Source organism: Noviherbaspirillum sedimenti, from assembly GCF_003590835.1.
Lineage (GTDB): Bacteria > Pseudomonadota > Gammaproteobacteria > Burkholderiales > Burkholderiaceae_D > Paucimonas > Paucimonas sedimenti.
The window spans coordinates 4,703,221-4,724,331 of sequence record NZ_QYUQ01000002.1 but is presented as its reverse complement, the minus strand read 5'-3'; the positions used below and the strand labels follow the sequence as shown (position 1 = coordinate 4,724,331).

Sequence of the window (21,111 nt, the reverse complement as noted above, 5' to 3'; positions counted from 1 at the left end):
GGATAATAATTGCACAACCGGTTCTGCGATTGCCATGGCCAGTCTATATCGGCAAGGATATCGTCAATGACATTCCTTGATTGGGAGCGCTGCAGATGCTCAGTTTCCCACCAAGTGCGATGATTCGTTCTCTCATGCCGGTTAAACCATAGGAGTTCTCATTTGCATTGTTGTCGAACTCTATGCCAATGCCATCATCAACTACTGTCATGACAATATTGTTGTGGTCTGTGTTAACGATGACGCAAATCATGTTGGCCCGAGCGTGACGGTGCACATTGCTGAGTGCTTCCTGCAGGGTCCTGAATAACGCCGTAATATGCCGCTCCGGCAAGACAACGTCGCCAGCATTCCATGTCAAATTACAGGCAATTCCGAAGCGCCTGGTGAATTCCCTGCAGTGCCATTCGACCGCAGAGCGTAACCCAGCATCAAGCACGGCGGGGCGAAGGTCCCGGATGACGTCGCGCAGGCTTTGCATTACCGTGCCAAGTTGCTCCAATATAGTACTTGTCGCTCCACGAAGATTCGGCTGCGTTTCGGTGATTTTGTCGCATAGTCTGACCATGTCCATGCGCAGCACCAGCATCTGCTGGCCGAGATCATCATGGAGATCTCACGCTATCCGTTGCCGTTCCTGTTCCCGCACCGATTCGGCATCGACGTAGCGCTCGTGCTGCAGTGGTGCCAATACCTGCTTCATTTTGATTTTCCTCGCTGGTTGATCTGATTCTTCGCAAATAATGCGATGAACACACCTCGCAATCCGCTGGCAGTTTTTGGGCAAGTCACATTACTGGAATATGCGACTGAGTTTCTTTTCAATCAGCGTATGGTCCTTTATTTAGGCTTTCGTGGGCGCGTGGGACGGCAGTGGGAGGATTAGGAAGATGGCTACGGGTCGGAAAATAGATATCGCTGTGAATATCCCACGTTAAAAAAGCCAGTTCTTCCACCTTTGAATGCCCGTTATGGATCTATTGTGTTGAAAAAAGTGGGACAGCAACATCCACAGTGCAATGCCTGCTGCCGCAAGGTTTCCGGCATCAGTTGCAGCAGCATCACCCCGGCCTTTTTGTAGTTGTAGCCGGGCCTGTAAATCTGCCGCAAGCCGAACAATGCAGCGGCAGTCAGTCGCCGCGTGCCGCTGGTCCCCGTGGATTACTCTAACCGTAATTGCACAAATTACCACCTGCGTTCCAGCTGGCTCGATTCATTCAAATACGGTCAATTGGCGGCAGCATTAGAATGCGACAGCGTCCTTGCCTTTAAGACCCAGCATCGCTCGCGCCTCATCTGGCGTAGCGATTTCCAGGGAAAGTTCTTCGAGAATTCGGCGAATCTTCCGCACTTGCTCTGCGCATGACTTGGCCATTTCTCCTTTGCCCAGGTAGAGGCTGTCTTCAAGACCGACGCGGACATTACCTCCCATAACAGCCCCCATGGTCAACAGTGACATCTGGTGGCGGCCTGCTCCAAGTATCGAGAAACGATAATTTTCACGTCCGAACAGACGGTCCGCAGTGGTGCGCATTGTCACAAGATTTTCCGGATCAGGCCCTAGCCCGCCAAGAATCCCGTAGATGCTCTGAATGAAAAGCGGCCCCTTAATTAATCCTTCATCTACAAAATGGGCGAGATTATAGAGATGACCGACGTCGTAGCATTCGAATTCGAAGCGTGTGCCGCAGTCCTCTCCCAGGATTTTAAGTATCTTTTTGATGTCTCGAAAAGTATTGCGGAAAATTAGGTCTTCCATGCCCTCGATATATGGCTTTTCCCAGTCGTACTTCCAGTCTGTGATTTTGCGCGCAGCCGGGTGGATCGAGAAGTTCATCGATCCCATATTAAGCGAGCACATCTCTGGCTTGGCCTGCAGCGGATACGCCAAGCGCTCCTCAAGCGTCATTCGCGTGCTGCCGCCGGTTGTAATGTTAATTACGGCATCGGTCGCTGCCTTGATACGCGGCACGAATTCATCGAATACTTTAGGGTCTGCCGTAGGGCTACCGGTTCTTGGGTCGCGTGCATGCAAATGCAAAATCGCAGCGCCTGCTTCAGCAGCCTCGATTGACTGTTCCGTAATCTGGTCCGGGGTGAGCGGCAGGTATTCCGACATAGTCGGAGTATGTACTGAACCAGTAACCGCGCAAGAGATGATGACTTTATCGTAAACTTTTGCCATGACGGCTCCTATTAAAAAAATGACGTTATTGGTAAAATCGAGTTCGGATCAATCAGACTGCCAACCACTCTGTAAGCAGCTGCTTGTCAGATGCCAGTTCCTCTGGCGTGCCTTCAAAAACTATGTTCCCGTGCCCCATCACGCAAACGCGCGTAGACACCTTGAGCGCAATAGCCAGCTTTTGCTCGACCAGTACGACTGAGACCCCTTTCTCTCGCATGTCTTTGATGCATTCCCCAACCTGGGTAACGATCTTTGGCGCAAGGCCCTCGGTAGGTTCATCGATCAGGATGACAAGAGGATTCCCTAGAAGGGAACGACATATGGTGAGCATTTGTTGCTCCCCGCCCGACATGCTCCCTGCCTTGGTGTTGCGTCGCTCCTTGAGGCGGGGGAAATAGTCGAACATTTTCTCAACCGTCCATTGATAAGCACCGGTTACCGCCGGCTGTTCGCCCATCCGAAGATTCTCGTCAACGGTAAGATTTGCGAATACCTCTCGTTCTTCCGGTACGTAAGCAATGCCCGCCCGGCAGATAGCGTATGGACGTGCGCCGGCCAGCTCTCTTCCCTGCAGTCGAATATGTCCGGAAGAGGGGCGAACCAGACCCATAATGGATTTCATCGTGGTCGAGCGGCCTGAGCCGTTGCGCCCAAGCAGACTAATGACCTCATTGCGCACCACCTGGAAGGAAACGCCGTGCAGGATATGGCTCTTGCCATAATGAGCATGCAATGCTTCTATGCTCAGCAATGATTCTGAAACGGCGTTCATTGGGCAACCTCCTCTCCAAGGTAAGCTTCCTTTACACTCTTGTTATTGCGAATCTCGTCAGGCGTGCCAGTGGCTATCAGCTGACCATATACCAGGACGCTGATGCGATCGCTCAAGGAAAATACGACGTCCATGTCATGCTCGACGATCATGAGAGCCCGTCCGCTGGTAACCTCTCGTATCAATTCAGCCGTGTAAAGTGCCTCCTCATGCGACATGCCGGCCATGGGTTCGTCGAGTAAAATGACTTTGGGATTGGACGCAAGAGTTATCGCGATTTCTAGCGAACGTTGTTCTGAGTACGCCATCTCTCCAGCGATCGTCGATGCCTGCGAATTCAACCTGACTTGTTCGAGCAGTTTTTCCGTTTCCTCGCGAACTCGCGCAAGGCGGTTAACTGACTTCCAAAAGCTGTATTGCAAGCGGTAAGGCCGCATTACAGCAAGCCGAATGTTTTCGTACACAGACAGTTTCGGAAATATATTCGTAATCTGAAACGATCTTGCAAGACCAAGGCGATTAAGGGTTTCCGGCGACTCTCCTCCAACCTGGCGTCCATCAAAAATGATTTCACCTGAGGTGGGAGTTAAATTGCCTGAGATAAGATGAAAAAGTGTTGATTTACCCGCCCCGTTTGGCCCGATCAATGCGTGTCTTTCCGTCGGGCGCAAGTCGAGGTCGACGCCGCGCATAATTTCAATCGGACCAAACGACTTGCGCAAGTCACGAATGCTTAGTACAGAGTCGTTCATGCGATGTTTCCTTTGCTCGCTATCTGGATTGTTTCTGACGCCATGGCTGTATCCACTGCATGCTCGATAGCAATCAGGCGCTGCCGGGAAAAATAGGCAAAGATGCCGCCGACAACAAGCAATGCAGCAGGAACGAACCAGGTGGTTAATGATGCTGGGGACCATGTTTGACCGAACAGCGGGATCGGCGGCATTGCCGCGCCTGCGCTCAGGTTGGCGATTGCGCGATATTCCTGGGAAAACAGGCGCTGCAGGAATTCAACGATGAAGGCGCCGCCGGCGCTTAGCAACAGTGCTCCGGCGATCGCGAAAACAAACACAGGAGCCAGCCTCGCAATGCCAAATTGTTGCCGCAGGCGCTTGGCGTTACCGAACAGGCCTGCCAGCCCCGTGGGCATATACATCATCACGAGCACGAACAGAATGCCTTGATACAGCAGCCATGACCTGGTCAGATCGGAAACGGCATAGCCAAAGAAGGTCATGAGCGCTGCACCAAGAGCGGGCCCGAGAAAGACATTGACTCCACCAATGTAAGTGTTTAGCACTACAGCTGTGGAAAGGCTCGGATCAAACAGCACATAATTCGCAGACTCGTTATTGATCACCTGGAGGCCGCCTGCGATTCCTGAAAACATGGCGGAAATTGCGAACACCGAAACGCCAAGGCCGTGGACGTTATATCCAAGAAAACGAAGCCGATGGCTGTTTTCCCGCAACCCATAAGTAAGCCTTCCCATTGGTGTTTTGGTATAGAGAAACAAAAGAGTCAATGAGATCAGGACCCAAGCCAGCGTCAGGTAATACACCTGGGTCGCAGAGCCAAAGTCAAAGCCCCACGCCGGCATGCGCATCGCAGATACGCCGGCCTCGCCGCCGAAAAGTCCTTTCAGATGTGGAGCCAGTGAATGCATTAGTTCCGCTATGGCGAGCGTGATCATCGCGAAGTATGTGCCGGTTCGCTTGGTGGCGAACCACCCTGCGAATCCTCCGAATGCCAGGCCGCAGACTGCTCCAGCCAGTGGGAGTAAAGGGGTGGGCAGCAATCCGGAGCCGCCGACTCCATTCATTGCATGTACTGTGGCAAATGCCCCGACGCCGAAATATGCGGCATGGCCGAACGACAGCATGCCTGCCTGGCCACAGAGCAGGTTGTAGGCACTGGCAAACAATGCGGCAATTAACATTTGTATGGCTGCGTTGACCAGTCCTTGCGAGAACACAAATGGCAGCGCGATCAGAGCGGCGATGCCGGCAACGACGAGAGTGAGATAAGCTTTCATGGCATTAGGCCTTTTCGCCCATGAGTCCGCTGGGCCTTACCAGAAGAATCAGGAGCATTAATGCAAACGGAATCGTGGCGGACATGCTCGAGAGTTTCAGCGTCATCAGGCCTCCAATACTTCTGGCCCACTCGCCGGCGCCGAAATATGCAAACAAGTCTGCAACACTGGCGTCCACTCCCACTGCAAGCGAAGTGATAATCCCAATAATTATCGAAGACAGCATCGCGCCGCCCAGGGAACCAAGACCGCCTACGACGACGACAACGAACACCATCACACCGAGCTCTAGCGCCATATTGGGGTTCGTGGTGTAGAACGCGCCGGCAACTGCCCCTGCCAGGCCGGCCAGCGCTGCCCCAACGCCAAAGACGCCCATGAAAACCATGGGAACGTTGTGCCCCAGGGCTTCAGCCATATGCGGCTTGTAGATTGCAGAACGCACGACGATCCCGACCCGAGTCCGCGTAAGGAGCAGGTAAATGACGATGAACATGGCGATGGCAACTCCGCCCATCAGGAGTCGGTACATTGGGTACTGCATGCCTCCGATGGTGAAAGCAGAGAAATCGAGCGCATTTGGCACGCGATAATCCACCGGATAGTTCCCGAAAAATAGCTTGATTGACTCCGCGATGATGAAAGACAGGCCAAACGTCAGCAGTAATTCATGTGCGTGTCCATGGTGGTGCACCTTACGAAGAAAGAATCTTTCCACCACGACGCCGATCCCTCCCACGAGAACCGGTGCAAGGACGATGGCTGCCCAAAAGCCGATGGTTCCTTGCAAGGTATAGGCAAAATATGCTCCGAGCATGTAGAACGATGCGTGCGCAAAGTTAAGCACTCCCATCATGCCGAAGATAAGTGTCAACCCTGCGGACACCATAAACAGCAGTAAGCCATAAATGATTCCGTTCAACAGTGAAACAATGATCTGGTCCATATTTCTCCTTTTTTGGCGAAAGCCAATCCCGGGCAGGGCGTTTAAGCCCTGCCGGTGACGTATCGAATTTGGAATTGGCGGTTATCGCCAGACAGATCAGGCTGGGCGTTTCATGTTGCAACTGGATTGCACCGGGGTTGCAGCTTCTTCGGCGGTGAAGCGTTTGACTGGCTTGAAGCCCATGTCGGTATTGTCGACCTTGTACTTGGCGTCTTTCGTCACAACTGACACTGCCATTGGCTGCAAAGCCTGATGGTCGCTGGCGCGCACAGTAATTTCACCCATCGGCGTTTTCACCTTCGCCGATTCCAATGCCTTTGCAAAAGCATTGACGTTCAATGCACCCGCCTCGGGTTTGGTCCGCCTCAGAGCATCTGCAACCATTGCCATCCCGAATGCGGTCTGCGGCTCGATGAATACCGGTTCATGGCCGGTTCTCGCCTTATAGTCAGCGATGAAGCGCTCCCCATCGGCGCCCGCCGCTTCAGGGTTAAATGTCTGAACGACATAGTGGCCAACAGCCACGTCCCCTGCGTTCCCGAGATTGCCTGGCTGGTCCAGGTATGTGGTCCCGAATCTGACTTTTAAGCCTGCTGCTTTAGTGGCCTTCATCATCAACAGCAGATCATTCGACCAGTTGCCGGTGAGGACGGTATCCGCATTGGCTGCATTGATCTTGGTTACATATGGTGCAAAGTCCTGAATCTTGTTGACATCGTGGAGAGTTTTTACCACAACCTTATAGCCGCCCGACGATGCATTGTCGGAAATGGCTTGTTCCATATCCTGGCCCCAGGAATAGTTTTGATTAATTGAGTAGACTTTCGATCCAATCGCGTTCGCCTGTTTCATGGCATTGACCAGTGCCTTGGTGCGGACTTGCGCATTGCTGCCGAATCGGAAATGATGAAAATTGCATTTTTCGCCGATTAGTTCCATTGCTTCTGCACCGACATTGATGAAGATGATTTCCTTGCCAGGATTACGGAGGTTGTGCTTTCGGATATCTTCTGTAATTTGTCCGGCGACAGCCGACGATGCTCCTTGAACAATAATCTGTACGCCGTCGGCAATCGCCGCTTTCAGTTTGTCCGATGCGCCCGCAGGACCACCTTGGTTGTCATATTCGACGAACTGAACAGGCTCGCCATTCCAGCCACCAGCAGCGTTAATCTTGTCAACGCCATACTTTGTAGCCGTGCGATAGAGCAACCCCGTTGATGCTTGCGGGCCCGAAAGCGACTCCAGCACACCGATCTTGACAGGCGCCGCTACGGCGATTCCGGCAAAAAGAGCCAGGGCCGGAGCGATGACGATATTTTTGTATGTGGATTTTTGCATAGTTGTCTCCAATCTCTAATATGGAAAAAAAAGGAAATGGCGAACTACTTGCCACGATTAAAGGTATTCGACGTTTCCGTCGACACTGATCGCTTGTCCTGTTACGTTGCGTGCGGCAGGAGAGCTAAGAAATGCGGCCATTGCGGCCACATCATCCATGGTAACCATGCGACGCAAGGAAATTTTGTGTAGATATTCCTCGCGCATGGCTTGAACTGAAACGCCGGTAGCTGCTGCCCGAGCGCTAATGACATTATTCATACGCTCGTTTTCCACAATGCCTGGAAGTATTGCGTTGACGCGCACGCCATGTGGGCCCAGTTCGATCGCCAGCGATTTCATGAGGCCTATGGTTGCCCATTTTGTCGACGCATATGGGGTACGAAACGCATAGCCCAGGCGGCCTGCAACCGAGCTCATGGCGATGATGCAAGGATTGGCGGCCGATTGTTTCAGCATTGGCACAGCCCGCCGCGCAAAATAGAATTGGCTGTTGAGGTTGACCGATACGGTGCGATCCCAATCGTCTCGATCAAGGTCTTCGATCGCCGCTGTCGGCCCTGCAATGCCGACGTTGTTGATTAACACGTCCAGTCCGCCCAATGAGCTCTGAACGTTTTCAAATACAAGGTCTACGTCTTGGGGTACGGATGCGTCAGCCATGGTGGCCCCGATCCCAGGTACCTCAGCAGTCAGGCGATTCAAGGCTGCCCGGTCAATGTCGCAAACGTGGACTTGGGCGCCGAGTTCGTGAAATGCGCGGGCGATTGCGGCGCCGATTCCTGAACCTCCGGCTGTTATGAGAACTCGCAGGCCTGGCTGTGGAAGAAGTAAGGTATTTATGCTCATTATGGGCTTCCTGAAAAACGGATGTCGTATTAACGGTAATAGCTTTCGCCGCACTGAAAAATTAAGTTGGCACCACCAGGTATGAACTTTAGATGGCCAGAAGCCTAAAAAATATGTTGGATGCCCACATATTTGTCTGCTTGTTAGTGTGGATGTGCCACTTATTCACTCAGCACCTAATCAAGGTCGGTCCACCCGGAGCCTTATAGTTATGGCTCACCTGACTCATTGCCGCATTCCAGCATTGCTGGACGGCCGAAGGAATCGCTCTATTTTTGTTGGCAGAAGTTACAGTGAGCCCGCAGGAGCGTTCATTGAAATCAATAACGTGGCCAGCCTGTGCCGCACTTCTTCAGCTTGTTGCGGCGTCCAGGTGCGCAGCCCTTTCCCCGATTTCATGCCGAAATTTCCCTGTTCGATGCACTGGCTCAGCAATGGAGACGGCGCTTTGGAACAATTAAGGTCAGGAAAGAGAATGGCGTGAACCTCGCGAATAAGATCAAGTCCGACCAGGTCTGCGTTTTCCATGGGGCCCAGGACAGAGAGCCGCATGCCGAAGCTATTCTTAATCACTATGTCGATGGTTTCTGCATCGCACACTCCAGCTTCAATTAACGCAAAAGCTTCCCTCCACAAAGCGTGTTGCAGTCGATTTCCAATAAATCCAGCGACGTCCTGATGGACTTTTACGGGCAGCTTCCCGACTGCCAACAAGAGATCAAAACCAGCTTGAAACACGTCCAGGCTTGTATGCGCGGTTCGGATAACTTCGACCAGCGGGATAAGGTGCGGCGGATTCCACCAATGCATGCCGAGCAGCCTTGCGCGTGCATTGGCGTCAAGAGATTCGCCAATCAGGGTGATCGGTATGACAGAGGTATTGCTAGCGAGAATTGCGTGACCAGGCGCCCATTTAGCGACGTCGGTGAAAATGCGCTGTTTTAGAGCCAGCTTTTCGGGGACCGCTTCTATAACGAGATCGGCAGTCATTACTGCCCGCGATAATTCGGATTCGGTGGCGATATTGGCAAGCACAGGTTCGCTGGCGATTTTCATTTCTGCCAGGTTGCGCGCAATGTGCTTGACCGCTGCATCAAGTGCGGCCTGGTTAGGGTCGGTGAGCGTCACGCGATTGCCGGCCCGCGCAAAGACCTGTGCAATGCCATGACCCATCAGCCCAGCGCCGATGACCGTCACGGAAAGGGGATGTTGCATTCTTGTCTCCATTTGATTTGTCCACCGATCGGATGACCGGTGCTCCGTTTTTTTAGTATGTTAGTATCGAATATGGGACATTAGGAGGTTCTAATCGGACACGCGCGTATCCGCTGAGGACAAATCGATAGCCGCATAATTTGCGGCAAATGTGCTCGATTTGCGACCGTGATCCACAGGTTTGGATCTCATCGGCGCAAGCTATTGGGGAAATAGATCGTGACAGTGAAATTGCCATTACTTAATGAGCGGATATACGCGCCCTATAAGATTGCGGCGTTAGTTGAGACTCTGTGCGATCAAGGCATCTCTCCAGAAGAATGCCTCATGGGGAGCGGCATTACCGAGGCAGAAATTTACGATCCTGAAACACTTACGTCGGTACGACAGTATTTCGCGGTCTGTAAGAACGCCGTGCATTTGTCACGTGATCCGGCAACACCGTTCTATGTGGGTATGCGTATGCATCTGTCCGCATACGGGATGTATGGCTACGCTTTGATCTGTAGTCTAACCGTCCGTGATTTTTTCGATTTGGGCGTGAAGTACCATAAGCTGGCCACTCCGACGTTAACAATTCAGTGGCGCGAAGACCCGGGATCCGCTATCTGGCGGTTTCCCGAAAATTTTATATCTGCGCCTTCGAAGGAATTACGTCAGTTCCTCATCGAACAGCAACTTGCGCAGCACGTGACCCATCTTAGGGATATCGTCAGCCGAGAGTGCGTCCCGCAAAAAATTCACGTGTCGTACCCCGCTCCGCCACACGCCGATCTTTACGAAAAATTTCTAAGCTGCCCAGTGTATTTCAATCAGCCGGTATCTGAGATTTATTATGACTCGGCCATTCTTGACCGGAAGCCTCAACTCGCGCACCGCCTCACGTCAACCCTACTTCAGGAAACGTGTGATCGTTTAATAGGACAGGCGAAAGTTTCAGTTGGTGTGGCCGGCGAGGTTTATCAGATCTTGATGCGCACCCCTGGGCAGTTCCCTGGCATGGACGAAGTTGCCGACGCTTTACATATGACATCTAGAACGCTTCGACGCAAGCTCGAGGCAGAGGACATTTCATTTGTGGAGATATTTAACGATGTCCGATGTTCGCTTGCCACGGAATATCTACAAACGACGAAACTAAGCACCGACGATATAGCAACCCTTCTCGGATTTAGTGACGCCGCAAACTTTCGACATGCTTTTAAAAAATGGACCGGAAAAGCTCCGAGCGCTTATAGAAAATGAGCCGCGGATTCGCATAATCATGCTTTCTCCAGAAGAACTGGCCCGGCTGGACTCAGCCGAGTCGCTATTTCCCCCTCCCCTATTCCCGTGCAATTGGTATCGAGCGATGAGTTCATGCCCAGCCTGCAAACCGCCAGGCAGCGCGAGTTCGAGGCACGAGTCAAGGAAATGGGATCGCTCCACGCAAAACGCCGGGCATGAGCCGGCGCCGCTTCTTCCAGACCTCGGCCGGCATGGCGGCGGCCTTCCTGGCGATGAACGAAACCTATGGAGCGGTGTTCGATGTGACGCCGGCAGAAGCGCAGACGCCCGAACGCGCCGACGAGCGGACAAAACGACTGTCGGGCCAGTTCATCATGGATATGCGTACGCATTTCCTGCGCCCCGGAACAAAGCTGCAATCCTTCGTCAAGCTGCGCCAGTCAGTCGGCAAGGCTGGCGGGAATCCCGGTCTGGTTGCCCGCGAACAGACGCTCCACGACTTGATGTTCACCAAATACATCAAGGAAATTTTTCTCGACAGCGACACCAAGGTGGCCCGCATCAGCGGTGCGCCTTCGGAAATCATTGAAGCCGAAGTCCCGGTCCGCTTCGAGCAGCACGAATGGAACAAGGTGCGCGGCTCGGCCCATGCCCGGGTGGTTCAAACGTGTTGAAGGAAATATTCTTATAATTAGGATATTCGTGGTGATCCACAAATCCGAAAACGCACACTTTCCTATTTTTTCGGACACATAATCAAACTTCATGACCGACACGACACAACTTCCTCCGCTCCCAGATCGCCTCTCCGTTCATCCGCGCAGCCCCCACCACAATGCCGAGGTGTTGCAACACGAAATCGGCATCAAGCTCAACGACAAGGAATATACGAACGCTGAAGAATATTGCATCAGCGAAGGATGGATTGCCGTGGCGTCCGGCAAAGCCCTGGACCGCAAGGGCAATCCTCTGATGATCAAGCTGAAAGGCAAGGTTGAGGCGTTTTATCGCTGATGAGATCAGTGTCTGGCCAAGATGCATCCCGGCCCCCACGAATCATCCTGCCTTGCACAAGTGAAGTATGGAAAATTCGTTTTAGGGCGGGCTTGTTCTCGTCCGTTGCCACGTCCGTACTTCATCTGCATGCTTTGACAGAAATTCCTGCATACGCTTGAATCGCCGCCGCGTCTGCCAATCAAATATGCATTTGACGACTGCCTGCCTCGTCGACGATATCTGTCACCATTTTCCAGCGGTTGAATTCCGACACAAACTCCGGAAGCGCCAATAGTCCCATTGCAGTGCGGGCGCCGGACTCCATGCTTTCTTCGCGGGCCAGGCGACGGGCCAGGCGACGGGCCAGCAGTATCGCAGCCATGCATGGAATTTCGGGGCCGTGGTCATTGTCGGCGGCGATGTGCCATGCGCGCTGCGCATCGATGCCGTTGGCATCCGTACCCGTAACGCGCACCACCATGCCGCCCAAGGCGGAGCCAAAACGGTCCAGCAATCCTGCTGTCCGGTTGAACAGCCGCGCGAACCGGTCGGGGCGGCGTATCAGCCCAAGCTGGCGGCAGGTCGCCACCGCAGACAGCGCCCTTTGCGTCATACCGATTTCCAGGGCGGCGCGGAACATGACGGTGTGCACGCCGCGATAGTGTTGCGGGAAGAGTTCAAGATCAGGGATATCGCATAGCGCGCCGATGCGCGGACGCAGGCGCAGGAATCGCACTTGTTCCGGCCTGGACCAGCAACGCCGTTCAACCCAGGCGCCATTTTCCCAAACCTGGACGGGCGCGCCGCAATAATCCAGCACAGCTGCGAGTGTGGCGACGCCACGCGGCGCAGTCTGGACCGGCGCGATGCAAAAATCGATTCGGTCGATTCGTTGCCAGCCTTCAGTCAAATGATTGACCACGGCCGAAGACAATGCCGGCACGGTGCTTGCCCCGGTGATGGCGACTCGCCGCTGCCGGCGAAATGCATCGTCGACGGCAACGGCAAAGTCGCAGACAAATCGGCGGCCATCGGCCAGGTCGATATAGTGGGCACCAGCCTCGGCGACCGCCAGAGGCACGCCATATCCCTGTTGCTGGAAAGGTCCGGCGGTGTGGATCACGAGCGCTGCGCCGAGCTCGCGCAGGCAGTCCGCCAAGTCTGGACGGGTGATGTCTAGGCGCGCGTAACGGCACTTCTCGCGATTTGACACTCGTCCCAACTTTTAGGGCGCAGTGCGCGCCGGACGTGCTTTCTCATCCGGCTTTAGGCTGCTGTTTGGAATACTTTGCCTATCCGGAAGGGTTAAGCCTTTTCCAGCGATAACCGTAAGAGCGCAGAAGCTTGAAAATTGTTTCACCCGACCGATGGAGAAGCTCCGAACAAGAGGCAAGATCTGACCCTTGCTTTGTGGAAGGTCTGTTCCAACGCAAACACGTATCAAACATTCCAATTACAGTGATTAAGTTCACGGCAGGTTCAATAGGCTCTTCATTTATACCGTGCTCGTTGTGAAAGCAAAGGGTCCAAAATGAGTCGGTCTGATCGTCCCCCGTCACGCCGCCGTACCGGCCTACCCCGCCGCGATTTTCTGGTGCAGACCGCTGCCATTCTGCTTGGACTCGGCACGGTTCCGCTTTTACAGTCCTGCGGCGGGCAGGGGTCGGAACCGATGCCCGCCCCTACCCCGGATACTCAGGCGCCGGCTGATATCACGTTCAGTCACAGTGTCGCCAGCGGCGATCCGCTGTCCGATCGCGTGATTCTCTGGACCCGCATAACGACGACCAGCCCGGCTGCGGTAGCAGTCGACTTCGTCGTGGCCACTGATAGCGCTCTCGGCCAGATTGTCCGTAGCGGGCAGGTTGCCAGCGATCTGAGCCGCGACCGTACGGTCAAGATCGATGTCGATGGCCTGCAGGAAAATACGACTTACTACTACCGCTTTTCTGCCGGCGGCGTCACATCGCCGGTCGGCCGCACAAAGACGCTGCCAGCCGGGGAGGCCGGCAGAGTCCGCATGGCAGTCGTCAGTTGCGCCAGTCTCGCGCATGGCTTTTTCAATGCGTATCGCCGGATATCGGAACGCGCCGATCTCGACCTGGTCGTGCACCTGGGCGACTACATTTACGAGCACGGCAGCGGCGAGTTCGGCAACATTCGACCGTATGAACCGCCCAATGAGATTCTGTCCCTGAGTGATTATCGCACCCGCTACGCACAGTACAGGCGTGACCCGGATTTACAGGAACTGCATCGCCAGCATCCGATGGTGGCGATCTGGGATGACCATGAAATTGCGAACAACGCCCATGCCAATGGCGCGCAGAATCATACGGAAGCAACCGAAGGTCCGTGGGCGGCGCGGGTTGCCGCCGCATTGCAGGCGTATTATGAATGGATGCCCATACGCGTGATCGATCCTGCCAATCTACGTAAAAGCAATCGTACTTTTGCGCTCGGAAATCTGGCCGACTTGCTGATGCTCGAAGAGCGGGTTAACGCGCGCTCCATGCAGTTGTCCGACGACAGTTTCATCAGCCCCTTTACCCAGAGCGGCGCCTACACCGATCCCAGCCGCCAGATGCTCGGCGTGGAGGAGGAATCCTGGCTGTCCGAAAAATTGCGGAGTTCGACCGCAAAATGGAAACTGATTGGACAAGGGACCATGTTCGCGCAGATCAAGGTGCGGCCGGAAAAGAATGCCGATGGCGGTGGCATATTCATCAACGCAGACCAGTGGGACGGTTACCAGCCCGCCCGGGACCGGGTATATGACATCCTCAACGGCGATGCGACGAATCCCGCGATCGGCAATGTCGTGTTCCTGAGCGGCGACCTCCATAGTTCATGGGCGGCAGATCTGTCGCAGGACCCGAATAATTCGGATGTCAACAGTGGCGGATACGACCCGGATACGGGGGCAGGCGCGCGCGCAGTGGAATTCGTTGGCACATCGATTACTTCGCCGGCGCTCGATGAGCTGGAAGCCGAGGCCGCCGTCGGGCTCGAATTCATCAATCCGCACTTTAAATACATCGAACTAAGCAAGCGCGGCTACATGTTGCTGGACGTTGATCCAAACCGGGTCATCGGTGAATGGTGGTACGTGGATACGGTCGCGAACGTCAGCAATGTTGAGTCATTTGGCAGGGCGTTACAGGTGCAGGATGGCACCAGCCATCTGATATCAGCAGCGCAGACTTTGCCGAGACTAAACCCGCCGGCGCTGGCACCTTGAGGCGCTCACTGCAACTCGCTCGTTTTCCTCGCGTCAAAACTTCCCGATAAAGTCCTCCTTGCCGATCTCGACGCCGTTATGCCGCAGGATCGCATAGGCCGTCGTCACGTGAAACAGGAAATTCGGCACGCCGAAATGAATCAGGTACGTCTGTCCCTGAAACTGCATCTCGTACGGCGAACCTTTGTACACAACAACTTGGCGGTCTTCACTGCCGTTCACCTGCTCAGGCTTGATGGCATTGATAAAGTCGAGCGTCTTGGCAATGCGCGCATGGAGTTCTTCAAACGTCTGCTCGGTATCGGGGAACGATGGAATATCGACGCCAGCCAGCCGGGCGGCGATGCCCTTGGCATTGTCGGTGGCAATTTGCACCTGCTGGACCAACGGGAACATGTCGGGATACAGACGCGCCTGCAGCAACGCAGCCGGCTCGATTTTCTTATCGCTGGCGTGTAATTCCGCCTTGCTCAGGATGGTATCCAGGCTTTGCAGCACTTGTTTCAGCAGCGGCACCGATGCCGCGTACATGGAAATGGTCATGTTGGCTCCTCGTGAATAACCATGGGATTATACCGAGGGCACTTGGGACCGGTCCGGCGACGATTCCAAAACCTATAAGCCCAGTAGCTGCGCGCGCAACTGGCTGAAGTTCGCCGCTTCATCTTTGCTCAGTGTGAAACGCTCCAGAACTTGCAAGGCGTTTCCTCTGACGTCCTTGCTCTCATTTTGGTTGTTGGCCAGGCCAATCAATGCCGCTTTGACCGTGTCGGATTGCGTGCCGGACTGGGCTATCGCGGTTACGGCGGCCTGGCGCACTTGCGGCGATTGATCCGCCAATGCCTGGGACCATTGTTCCCGGCTGCTATCCGCCTTATCCCACTGGGCCAGTTGCATAATGCTTTGTAGCCTTACGTTCGGGTCGGCATTCCTGGTTAAATTCTGCAGTTGCGCGACAATGGCGGCTGCGTCCGTGGCCTGCACGCTTGCCTGGGATGGATTGTTCTCGGCACTGGCCGGCGGCTTAAGCGCAGCCAGCGCCAGCATGATGACATCCGGCGACTTGTCACCATGCAGGGCTTGCAAAATGATGGGGTGTATTTCAGGCGAATCGCCGCTCAGGTTTTGCAGCATGGTGAAGCCATCCTTGCGCTCAGCCATGTCCCTGCTTACGGCAAGCCGCTTGGAGAAAGCCAGGACTTCCGGTTTCTCGATACTGGACAGCAGCGAGACAATCAACTGCCGGGCCTGACTATTGGATGCCTTGTCATAGCTTTCCATGAGCTGCTTCATGACAAGGGGGTCTGCCTTTGCCAGCTTGCGCAGTTTATCTCGCGGGTCGTCACCTTCAATCGGTTTGCTGGATGGCTTCAGGGCCTTTGCCAGCAAAACATCCAATGGTTCGTCCGTCTTACTGGTACTGGTGCCGGCATTACCCCACGCCCAAAGACCGGACGCATGATCGGCAGTTGCCGTACGCTCTGGCGAGGCTGGCGTCATGGGCTGCGCAGCCGTGGCCGCCCCATCGGCTGGCGCATCTGCACTCATCGACCACACGCCGGTGGCCACGGCTGCGCAAAAGCCGATGCCGTATAAAACTGCCGTGATGGTTTTCATCAATGACTCCTGAACGCTGAAACAGACTCGGCCCCGAAAGGCCGGGTCTGTCACCATCAAGTTTATTTCACAAAACGGTGTTTAGTAAGCGACTGTAGGACCGGTCGTGTAGGTGGCTGCACAATCGAGGCCGGTACAGGTGGTCAGCAACATGCGCTGGATGATGGCGCCAGTGTTGGTCTTGGAGCGGAAATGCCCGACACCGTTTGTTGTATCGCCGCCGCCCGCGTTGTAAGGCATGCCGTCCGCCCAGTCGTAATCGGCCTGGGTGGCGTTGCTTCCCGCGCCTACATTGATCTGTGCCTTCACATTGCTGGTCGTGCTGGCGAACTTGGCAGTCAGATCGCAGCCGGCCCAGAAAGATGCTGTGGCGCAACCGATCTGGTCTTTAAATCCGGCCGACAGCGTGTAGAACGACACACTGGTGTGATTGCCCGGCATATCGCGCATCGATTTGGTGGATCCGCTGCCTGTCCAGCTGTTGCTCACCCAGACGCCGTAGTACCAGCCCTCAGGGAAAAAGCCGAAGGTGTAGCTGTTGAAGTAGTTTTGCGAACCGCAGGTGGGCGCCATGGAATTGGCGTAGCCAGTGTAATAGCAGCTATACAAACCGCGGATCCCGCCGCCGATGTTAACAAACTTGCGGACGCTGCTCCAATTGTTGTTGTATTGAAGCGTCGCCAATGCCATCGACACGCCCATGGAATGGGCGACGATGTCGACCTGTGTCTTTCCGGTGTACGCCTTGACCTTGTCGATGAAGGTCTTGAGGATGCTGTACTTGGTGGAGGAGTGATAGTTGTATTGCGCGGAACCCTGCTCACTGGAGCTCAGGTAGGTCACGCCGAACAGTTCGCAATCGTTATAGCCTTGTGCCTTCAATTCGGCATAGACAGAGCGCGCCGGCGTGCCGTAACCGCTGACATTGCCAGGCTGCATGTCGAGGCTGATGGCATTGTCACCGTTCCCGTGAATAAAAATGACCGGTGTTTTTGTTGCGGTACATGCACCACCGCCAAAACCGCCATAGCCAACGCCCGGACTGAAGGATCCGGCGTACTGCGTTTGGGTGCCTTGGCAAACATAGCCGTTGTTGGTGCCGCAAGTCAGTGCGTGGGCTTCGCCAGGGACGACGAGGGTACCGGTTAAGGCCCAAACGAGGGAAGTTACCGATGCCGCGACGGCCGGGAACAACCGTCGCGTTGCTGTCGATTTCGTATTCATTTTTGTGTCTCCAAATAATATTTAGTGCACCTTTTTTGAAATGGACGTGCTTTGATCCATTGTTCCGCGTGCGGCGTCGGGCTCCTTTTTCCCTTCACCTCTTCCCGTTGCAGACTCACCGTGCCTCGCCATGCATATCGCTTTAACGCAATATTTTTGGATGCCGGGCGAACGTGATGCAAAGAGTTGAGCGGATAAAGTTATTTAATTGATCATCAACTCCTTTCCATGACGGGATATGCAGGTACAGGAACAAGTTGCCCACTGAAAACCACTATAGTTTATTGCCCTGGGACAAACAATACTCTGTACGGACAGGAAATTGACATAAGTTAATGATTTGTGTGGTATCGAGGGTCAGAGCGGCAGGCGCCCAAGTTTGGCGGGAGATGGGACGCCTCGGAAACTGCATCTCGTACGGCGAACCTTTGTACACGACAACCTGGCGGTCTTCGCTGCCGTTCACCTGCTCAGGCTGGATGGCACTGATAAAGTCGAGCGTCTTGGCAATGCGCGCATGGAGTGCTTCAAACGTCTGCTCGGTATCCGGGAACGATGGAATGTCTGACGCCAGCCAAGCGGGCGCGATTGCGGGAAACGACAGGCGATCCGCTTCTGGTTAGAGCCGGACGAGGTCTCGTTCCCACACCCCGGGCGCTCGAACTCCGCGAGCGGCTCGGCCACCGGTTCGACTTCCCCATCGACGAGCTATCCGAGCTCTGGCGGCTCAACCTCTTCCGAATCGTCTTCCGGGATGCAGCGCCACGGGGCATCATGGTGACGCAACAGTTTAAAAACTGAAGGCACCAAGTGCTGGTGCCAACTTGCAAATCACATTCGTGGCCTGCTCTCTCAATCAGGTAGTCAAGAGCCGTTTGCACGCACTCGAGTAGTGGACTTGACCTCGACATTGCCAGTAGCCGGCTGTATGTCGTTCACTGTACCTCGTGCGCTTGATTTGATTTTTGCATGCGCGTGGGCTGATTGTGCCGATGCGCTCTTGGCGGCCGATTCCGCTGCGAGAGCAGCGCCCGTAGCGGCTCTTGCAGGCGCTTGCCGAACCGCAGCCTCGCCGTTTGCTTGAGCATTTGCCTGTGACGTTGCCACAGCGCCTGCGTCGGCTTTGGTTTCAGCACTCGCATTGACGCTCGCGGCCGACTGCACAGTTTTCTGCACAGAGACGTTCGCGGGTGCCTGCGCATTGACGCCTGCCTGAATGCCGCCAACGCTGGCGTTAGCGCCAACACCTACTCCCGCACCCAAGCCGAATGCAGAGGCAGAAGTGGCAATCACTGCAGTAGCGATACCGGCAATCGAGCAATTCACAATTTTTTTCACAATTTTTTTCATCATCTTCCTTTGGTTGTTTCAAATGCAGGTTCAATGTTCAGCCAAAAGTAAATTGCCATGTGTTACAGAATTGTAAGCTTTGTGAATCGGTGTTTCGGCGCGGAGAGCTGGACGTCGGTTGTTGGTCAGCCTTTGGCTATAATTACCGCCTTCGCCTGATTGAGCTTCGCCGCCGTCGATGGTGCCGCACAGCCCGCTGGTGCTTCACCATCAGCGTCCCGGCGCCTGACACCTGATATTGTGTACAGCAATGAATAACGATCCACAAACCCTTGAACCCGACAGCGCCTATCAAGCCCGGCAATGGATTGCCGGCCTCAGTGCCAAGCTGACCGAACGCGGCATTGTGCTGCGCGATCCGCCCGAAGAACCGACCAGTTGCTGCGGTCGTGGCTGCAATGGCTGCGTGTGGGAAGGGTATTTCACTGCAGTCGGGTACTGGTGTGAGCAGGCGCAGGAAGCTTTACAGAAGCAAGCCTAACGAAAGACGCAACATCCATGGACAAGCTCTATCTCTCGAAGCGCAACATCGCCACCTTGCTGCAAAAGCTCGATAGCGTGCGGGATGGCGAGGCCAGTGCCTGCACGATCATCAAGAATGACACGGCGCACCCCGTCTATGCGCAAACGCTCCGTCGCATTGCTGTCATGGCGATCGAGGCGCAAGACCGTTATGTGAATGGCGTGTCGCCACGCCTGCAGCTGTCGCGGCCGACGCTGTTGTTGCTCATTGACCGTATTGAGAGACAGGCAGACGACGCAATCCGGATCGATGCGCTGGAAGTGTTCGCCGTACCGGATGAAAAATACTATGGCGATCGCAGCGAGGCAGATATCGCACCGATCGGCGATCTATCGTCTGCGTTCATCAGAAATCGGGGAAAGCAGAATTGATCAGATCACTTCAAGCGCATCGCAAAACACCGCAATAAAACTCGCTGCGGCGCGATGGAGGTTTTCGTTCCAGTCATTATGTGCATTGTGGTCGCCACCGTCAGATATGTACTTCACTGACAGGAATGGAAGACCTTCCAGATGGCAGACCTTGGCCAGTGCGAAAGCCTCCATGTCGACGACATCGTATGGCACGTTTGCGGAACCGGTTTCAAAACTGTCACCTGTTCCGCAGGTGCCCGTTGCCAGTCCTTGCAGCCGCTTCGGCACCTCCAGAACACTCGGCGTATCTTCAAAAGGTGTGACGCCGCGCGGAAAGCCCAGCGGCGACAGATCCATGTCGCGCTGGGCAAAACGCGTGCATTCCACCAGTTGATGTGTCTTGAACACCGGGCTGCCGGCCGTGCCGAAGTTGATCACCGCCCGCGGGAGACGGCCTGCGATTTTCAATCTCGCCAGTTCAAGCGTCAGGAAGTAGGCCGCATTGACTTTGCCGATGCCGGTGTAGATGATCGGGATGCCTTGCTCTTCGAAATGGTTCTTCGTCTCGTCCCTGAGTGCTGCGACGATCAAAATATTTTTAGTCATTTGGTAATTGAGGTCAGGTTCAGAACAAATCCACGTCCTGGTCATAAGTGGTCGCGGCAGCGCCAAAGTCACCGATGATTTTTTGCCAGTCGATGCCACGGTGGGTGCCGAGGTATTCGAAGAACGACGATGTCGGGTCGTTCAACAGCACCGCCAGGGCGTAGTCCAGCATGTTGTCGCTGAATTTGACCAGCGCATCGTACTTGGTGCCCGTGGCCAGCGCGTCATCGATCACGACAGGCGCCACATCGAAGTAAATGCTGGGAACCTTGCCCCGCAGGCCGACGCCAAAGTCCAACTGCATCTCGGTTTTTGCCTGCGCAAAGCTGCGCAGTTCGGAGTAAAAGCCATAGGGACGGATTTCGAAATATTCAGCCAGAGGCGGCATGGCGCCAAGGTCTGCTGCCCTGTCGAATGCGGCCTCGACTTCATGCCGGTCGGCTTTCTTGAGACGAATCCGGATCACCATCGCCTCTGTAATGCCGGTAAATCCCGCTGCCTGGAAATGCCGGACAATGCGTTCTGCCGAGCTATTGGCTGGCATGGCGGTAATACTATTCATGGAGATATTCTTTCGTCAATGGGCGCAGGGGCGCAGTGTATATCGCCCCCAACAGTCAGGGGCATC

24 protein-coding genes and 2 pseudogenes are annotated in these 21,111 nt (G+C 54.7%); 8 read left to right on the top strand and 18 right to left on the bottom strand.

Annotated features, from left to right (window positions below):
• Positions 1–43: 43 nt before the first annotated feature.
• Positions 44–589, bottom strand: a complete 546-nt coding sequence (locus D3878_RS21970; protein WP_119787414.1) for a sensor histidine kinase — start codon at positions 587–589, stop codon at positions 44–46.
• 18 nt (positions 590–607) lie between these two features.
• On the opposite strand from D3878_RS21970, the gene D3878_RS24685 reads away from it, so the two are divergent.
• Positions 608–730: a hypothetical protein gene (locus tag D3878_RS24685; protein WP_274381929.1), complete on the top strand. Its 123-nt coding sequence runs from the start codon at positions 608–610 to the stop codon at positions 728–730.
• Positions 731–969: 239 nt separating this feature from the next.
• Here the strand turns inward: D3878_RS24685 and D3878_RS24745 are convergent.
• The 9 genes and pseudogenes from D3878_RS24745 to D3878_RS21930 form a co-directional block, all read right to left on the bottom strand.
• Positions 970–1,140 (bottom strand): annotated as a pseudogene (locus D3878_RS24745) (hypothetical protein); the annotation flags it as partial.
• 103 nt (positions 1,141–1,243) lie between these two features.
• The gene (gene kce, locus D3878_RS21965; RefSeq protein WP_119787413.1) at positions 1,244–2,185 is read right to left on the bottom strand and encodes a 3,5-dioxohexanoate:acetyl-CoA acetone transferase; all 942 of its coding nucleotides are present in this window, start codon (positions 2,183–2,185) and stop codon (positions 1,244–1,246) included.
• A 52-nt stretch (positions 2,186–2,237) separates the two neighbouring features.
• Positions 2,238–2,960 (bottom strand): ABC transporter ATP-binding protein, encoded by a 723-nt coding sequence (locus tag D3878_RS21960; protein ID WP_119787412.1) that lies wholly within the window; start codon positions 2,958–2,960, stop codon positions 2,238–2,240.
• Positions 2,957–3,712, bottom strand: a complete 756-nt coding sequence (locus tag D3878_RS21955) for an ABC transporter ATP-binding protein (protein WP_119787411.1) — start codon at positions 3,710–3,712, stop codon at positions 2,957–2,959. Before D3878_RS21955 ends, D3878_RS21960 begins: the two co-directional genes overlap by 4 nt.
• Entirely contained in the window at positions 3,709–4,995 is a 1,287-nt protein-coding gene (locus D3878_RS21950) for a branched-chain amino acid ABC transporter permease (protein ID WP_119787410.1), read from the bottom strand. Before D3878_RS21950 ends, D3878_RS21955 begins: the two co-directional genes overlap by 4 nt.
• Before the next feature lie 4 nt (positions 4,996–4,999).
• Positions 5,000–5,941: a branched-chain amino acid ABC transporter permease gene (locus D3878_RS21945; protein ID WP_119787409.1), complete on the bottom strand. Its 942-nt coding sequence runs from the start codon at positions 5,939–5,941 to the stop codon at positions 5,000–5,002.
• A gap of 96 nt (positions 5,942–6,037) precedes the next feature.
• Entirely contained in the window at positions 6,038–7,282 is a 1,245-nt protein-coding gene (locus D3878_RS21940) for a branched-chain amino acid ABC transporter substrate-binding protein (protein WP_119787408.1), read from the bottom strand.
• Positions 7,283–7,339: 57 nt separating this feature from the next.
• Positions 7,340–8,131 carry an SDR family oxidoreductase gene (locus D3878_RS21935; RefSeq protein ID WP_119787407.1) on the bottom strand — a complete coding sequence of 264 codons (792 nt, stop codon included), beginning with the start codon at positions 8,129–8,131 and terminating at the stop codon, positions 7,340–7,342.
• A 288-nt stretch (positions 8,132–8,419) separates the two neighbouring features.
• Positions 8,420–9,346, bottom strand: coding sequence for a 3-hydroxyacyl-CoA dehydrogenase family protein (locus tag D3878_RS21930; RefSeq protein WP_119787406.1), 927 nt, complete (start codon positions 9,344–9,346; stop codon positions 8,420–8,422).
• Between the two features lie 219 nt (positions 9,347–9,565).
• Between D3878_RS21930 and D3878_RS21925 the strand changes: the two genes are divergently transcribed.
• The 3 genes from D3878_RS21925 to D3878_RS21915 all read left to right on the top strand — a co-directional run bounded on the left by D3878_RS21925 (position 9,566) and on the right by D3878_RS21915 (position 11,587).
• On the top strand, positions 9,566–10,591 hold the full coding sequence (locus tag D3878_RS21925; RefSeq protein ID WP_119787405.1) for an AraC family transcriptional regulator: 1,026 nt from the start codon (positions 9,566–9,568) through the stop codon (positions 10,589–10,591).
• Positions 10,592–10,788: 197 nt separating this feature from the next.
• A complete protein-coding gene (locus tag D3878_RS21920; protein ID WP_119787404.1) occupies positions 10,789–11,247 on the top strand; it encodes a hypothetical protein in 459 nt (152 codons plus the stop codon).
• Between the two features lie 91 nt (positions 11,248–11,338).
• Positions 11,339–11,587: a DUF3297 family protein gene (locus tag D3878_RS21915; protein ID WP_119787403.1), complete on the top strand. Its 249-nt coding sequence runs from the start codon at positions 11,339–11,341 to the stop codon at positions 11,585–11,587.
• 181 nt (positions 11,588–11,768) lie between these two features.
• Here the strand turns inward: D3878_RS21915 and D3878_RS21910 are convergent, their stop codons facing one another.
• Positions 11,769–12,782, bottom strand: a complete 1,014-nt coding sequence (locus tag D3878_RS21910; RefSeq protein WP_147384064.1) for a saccharopine dehydrogenase family protein — start codon at positions 12,780–12,782, stop codon at positions 11,769–11,771.
• A gap of 459 nt (positions 12,783–13,241) precedes the next feature.
• Between D3878_RS21910 and D3878_RS21905 the strand changes: the two genes are divergently transcribed.
• Complete coding sequence (locus D3878_RS21905) at positions 13,242–14,810, top strand: alkaline phosphatase D family protein (RefSeq protein WP_158592353.1); 1,569 nt, start codon at positions 13,242–13,244, stop codon at positions 14,808–14,810.
• Positions 14,811–14,843: 33 nt separating this feature from the next.
• Here the strand turns inward: D3878_RS21905 and D3878_RS21900 are convergent, their stop codons facing one another.
• The 4 genes from D3878_RS21900 to D3878_RS24500 form a co-directional block, all read right to left on the bottom strand.
• Entirely contained in the window at positions 14,844–15,353 is a 510-nt protein-coding gene (locus D3878_RS21900; RefSeq protein WP_119787400.1) for a DUF1993 domain-containing protein, read from the bottom strand.
• Positions 15,354–15,425: 72 nt separating this feature from the next.
• The gene (locus tag D3878_RS21895; protein WP_158592352.1) at positions 15,426–16,427 is read right to left on the bottom strand and encodes a HEAT repeat domain-containing protein; all 1,002 of its coding nucleotides are present in this window, start codon (positions 16,425–16,427) and stop codon (positions 15,426–15,428) included.
• A gap of 81 nt (positions 16,428–16,508) precedes the next feature.
• On the bottom strand, positions 16,509–17,651 hold the full coding sequence (gene phaZ7, locus D3878_RS21890) for an extracellular native short-chain-length polyhydroxyalkanoate depolymerase PhaZ7 (protein WP_119787398.1): 1,143 nt from the start codon (positions 17,649–17,651) through the stop codon (positions 16,509–16,511).
• Between the two features lie 274 nt (positions 17,652–17,925).
• A complete protein-coding gene (locus tag D3878_RS24500; RefSeq protein ID WP_233556504.1) occupies positions 17,926–18,162 on the bottom strand; it encodes a hypothetical protein in 237 nt (78 codons plus the stop codon).
• A gap of 71 nt (positions 18,163–18,233) precedes the next feature.
• On the opposite strand from D3878_RS24500, the pseudogene D3878_RS24495 reads away from it, so the two are divergent.
• Positions 18,234–18,329, top strand: a pseudogene (locus D3878_RS24495) (LysR family transcriptional regulator); the annotation flags it as partial.
• Between the two features lie 186 nt (positions 18,330–18,515).
• Here D3878_RS24495 and D3878_RS21880 read toward each other — a convergent pair.
• Positions 18,516–19,004, bottom strand: a complete 489-nt coding sequence (locus D3878_RS21880; RefSeq protein WP_119787397.1) for a hypothetical protein — start codon at positions 19,002–19,004, stop codon at positions 18,516–18,518.
• A 247-nt stretch (positions 19,005–19,251) separates the two neighbouring features.
• On the opposite strand from D3878_RS21880, the gene D3878_RS21875 reads away from it, so the two are divergent.
• Together D3878_RS21875 and D3878_RS21870 are read left to right on the top strand one after the other, a co-directional pair.
• Positions 19,252–19,482 (top strand): oxidoreductase-like domain-containing protein, encoded by a 231-nt coding sequence (locus D3878_RS21875; RefSeq protein WP_119787396.1) that lies wholly within the window; start codon positions 19,252–19,254, stop codon positions 19,480–19,482.
• Positions 19,483–19,499: 17 nt separating this feature from the next.
• The gene (locus D3878_RS21870; protein ID WP_119787395.1) at positions 19,500–19,895 is read left to right on the top strand and encodes a hypothetical protein; all 396 of its coding nucleotides are present in this window, start codon (positions 19,500–19,502) and stop codon (positions 19,893–19,895) included.
• Here the strand turns inward: D3878_RS21870 and D3878_RS21865 are convergent, their stop codons facing one another.
• Both D3878_RS21865 and D3878_RS21860 read right to left on the bottom strand, forming a co-directional pair.
• Entirely contained in the window at positions 19,896–20,483 is a 588-nt protein-coding gene (locus D3878_RS21865; protein ID WP_119787394.1) for a phosphorylase family protein, read from the bottom strand.
• A gap of 19 nt (positions 20,484–20,502) precedes the next feature.
• Entirely contained in the window at positions 20,503–21,045 is a 543-nt protein-coding gene (locus D3878_RS21860; protein WP_119787393.1) for a hypothetical protein, read from the bottom strand.
• Positions 21,046–21,111: the final 66 nt, after the last annotated feature.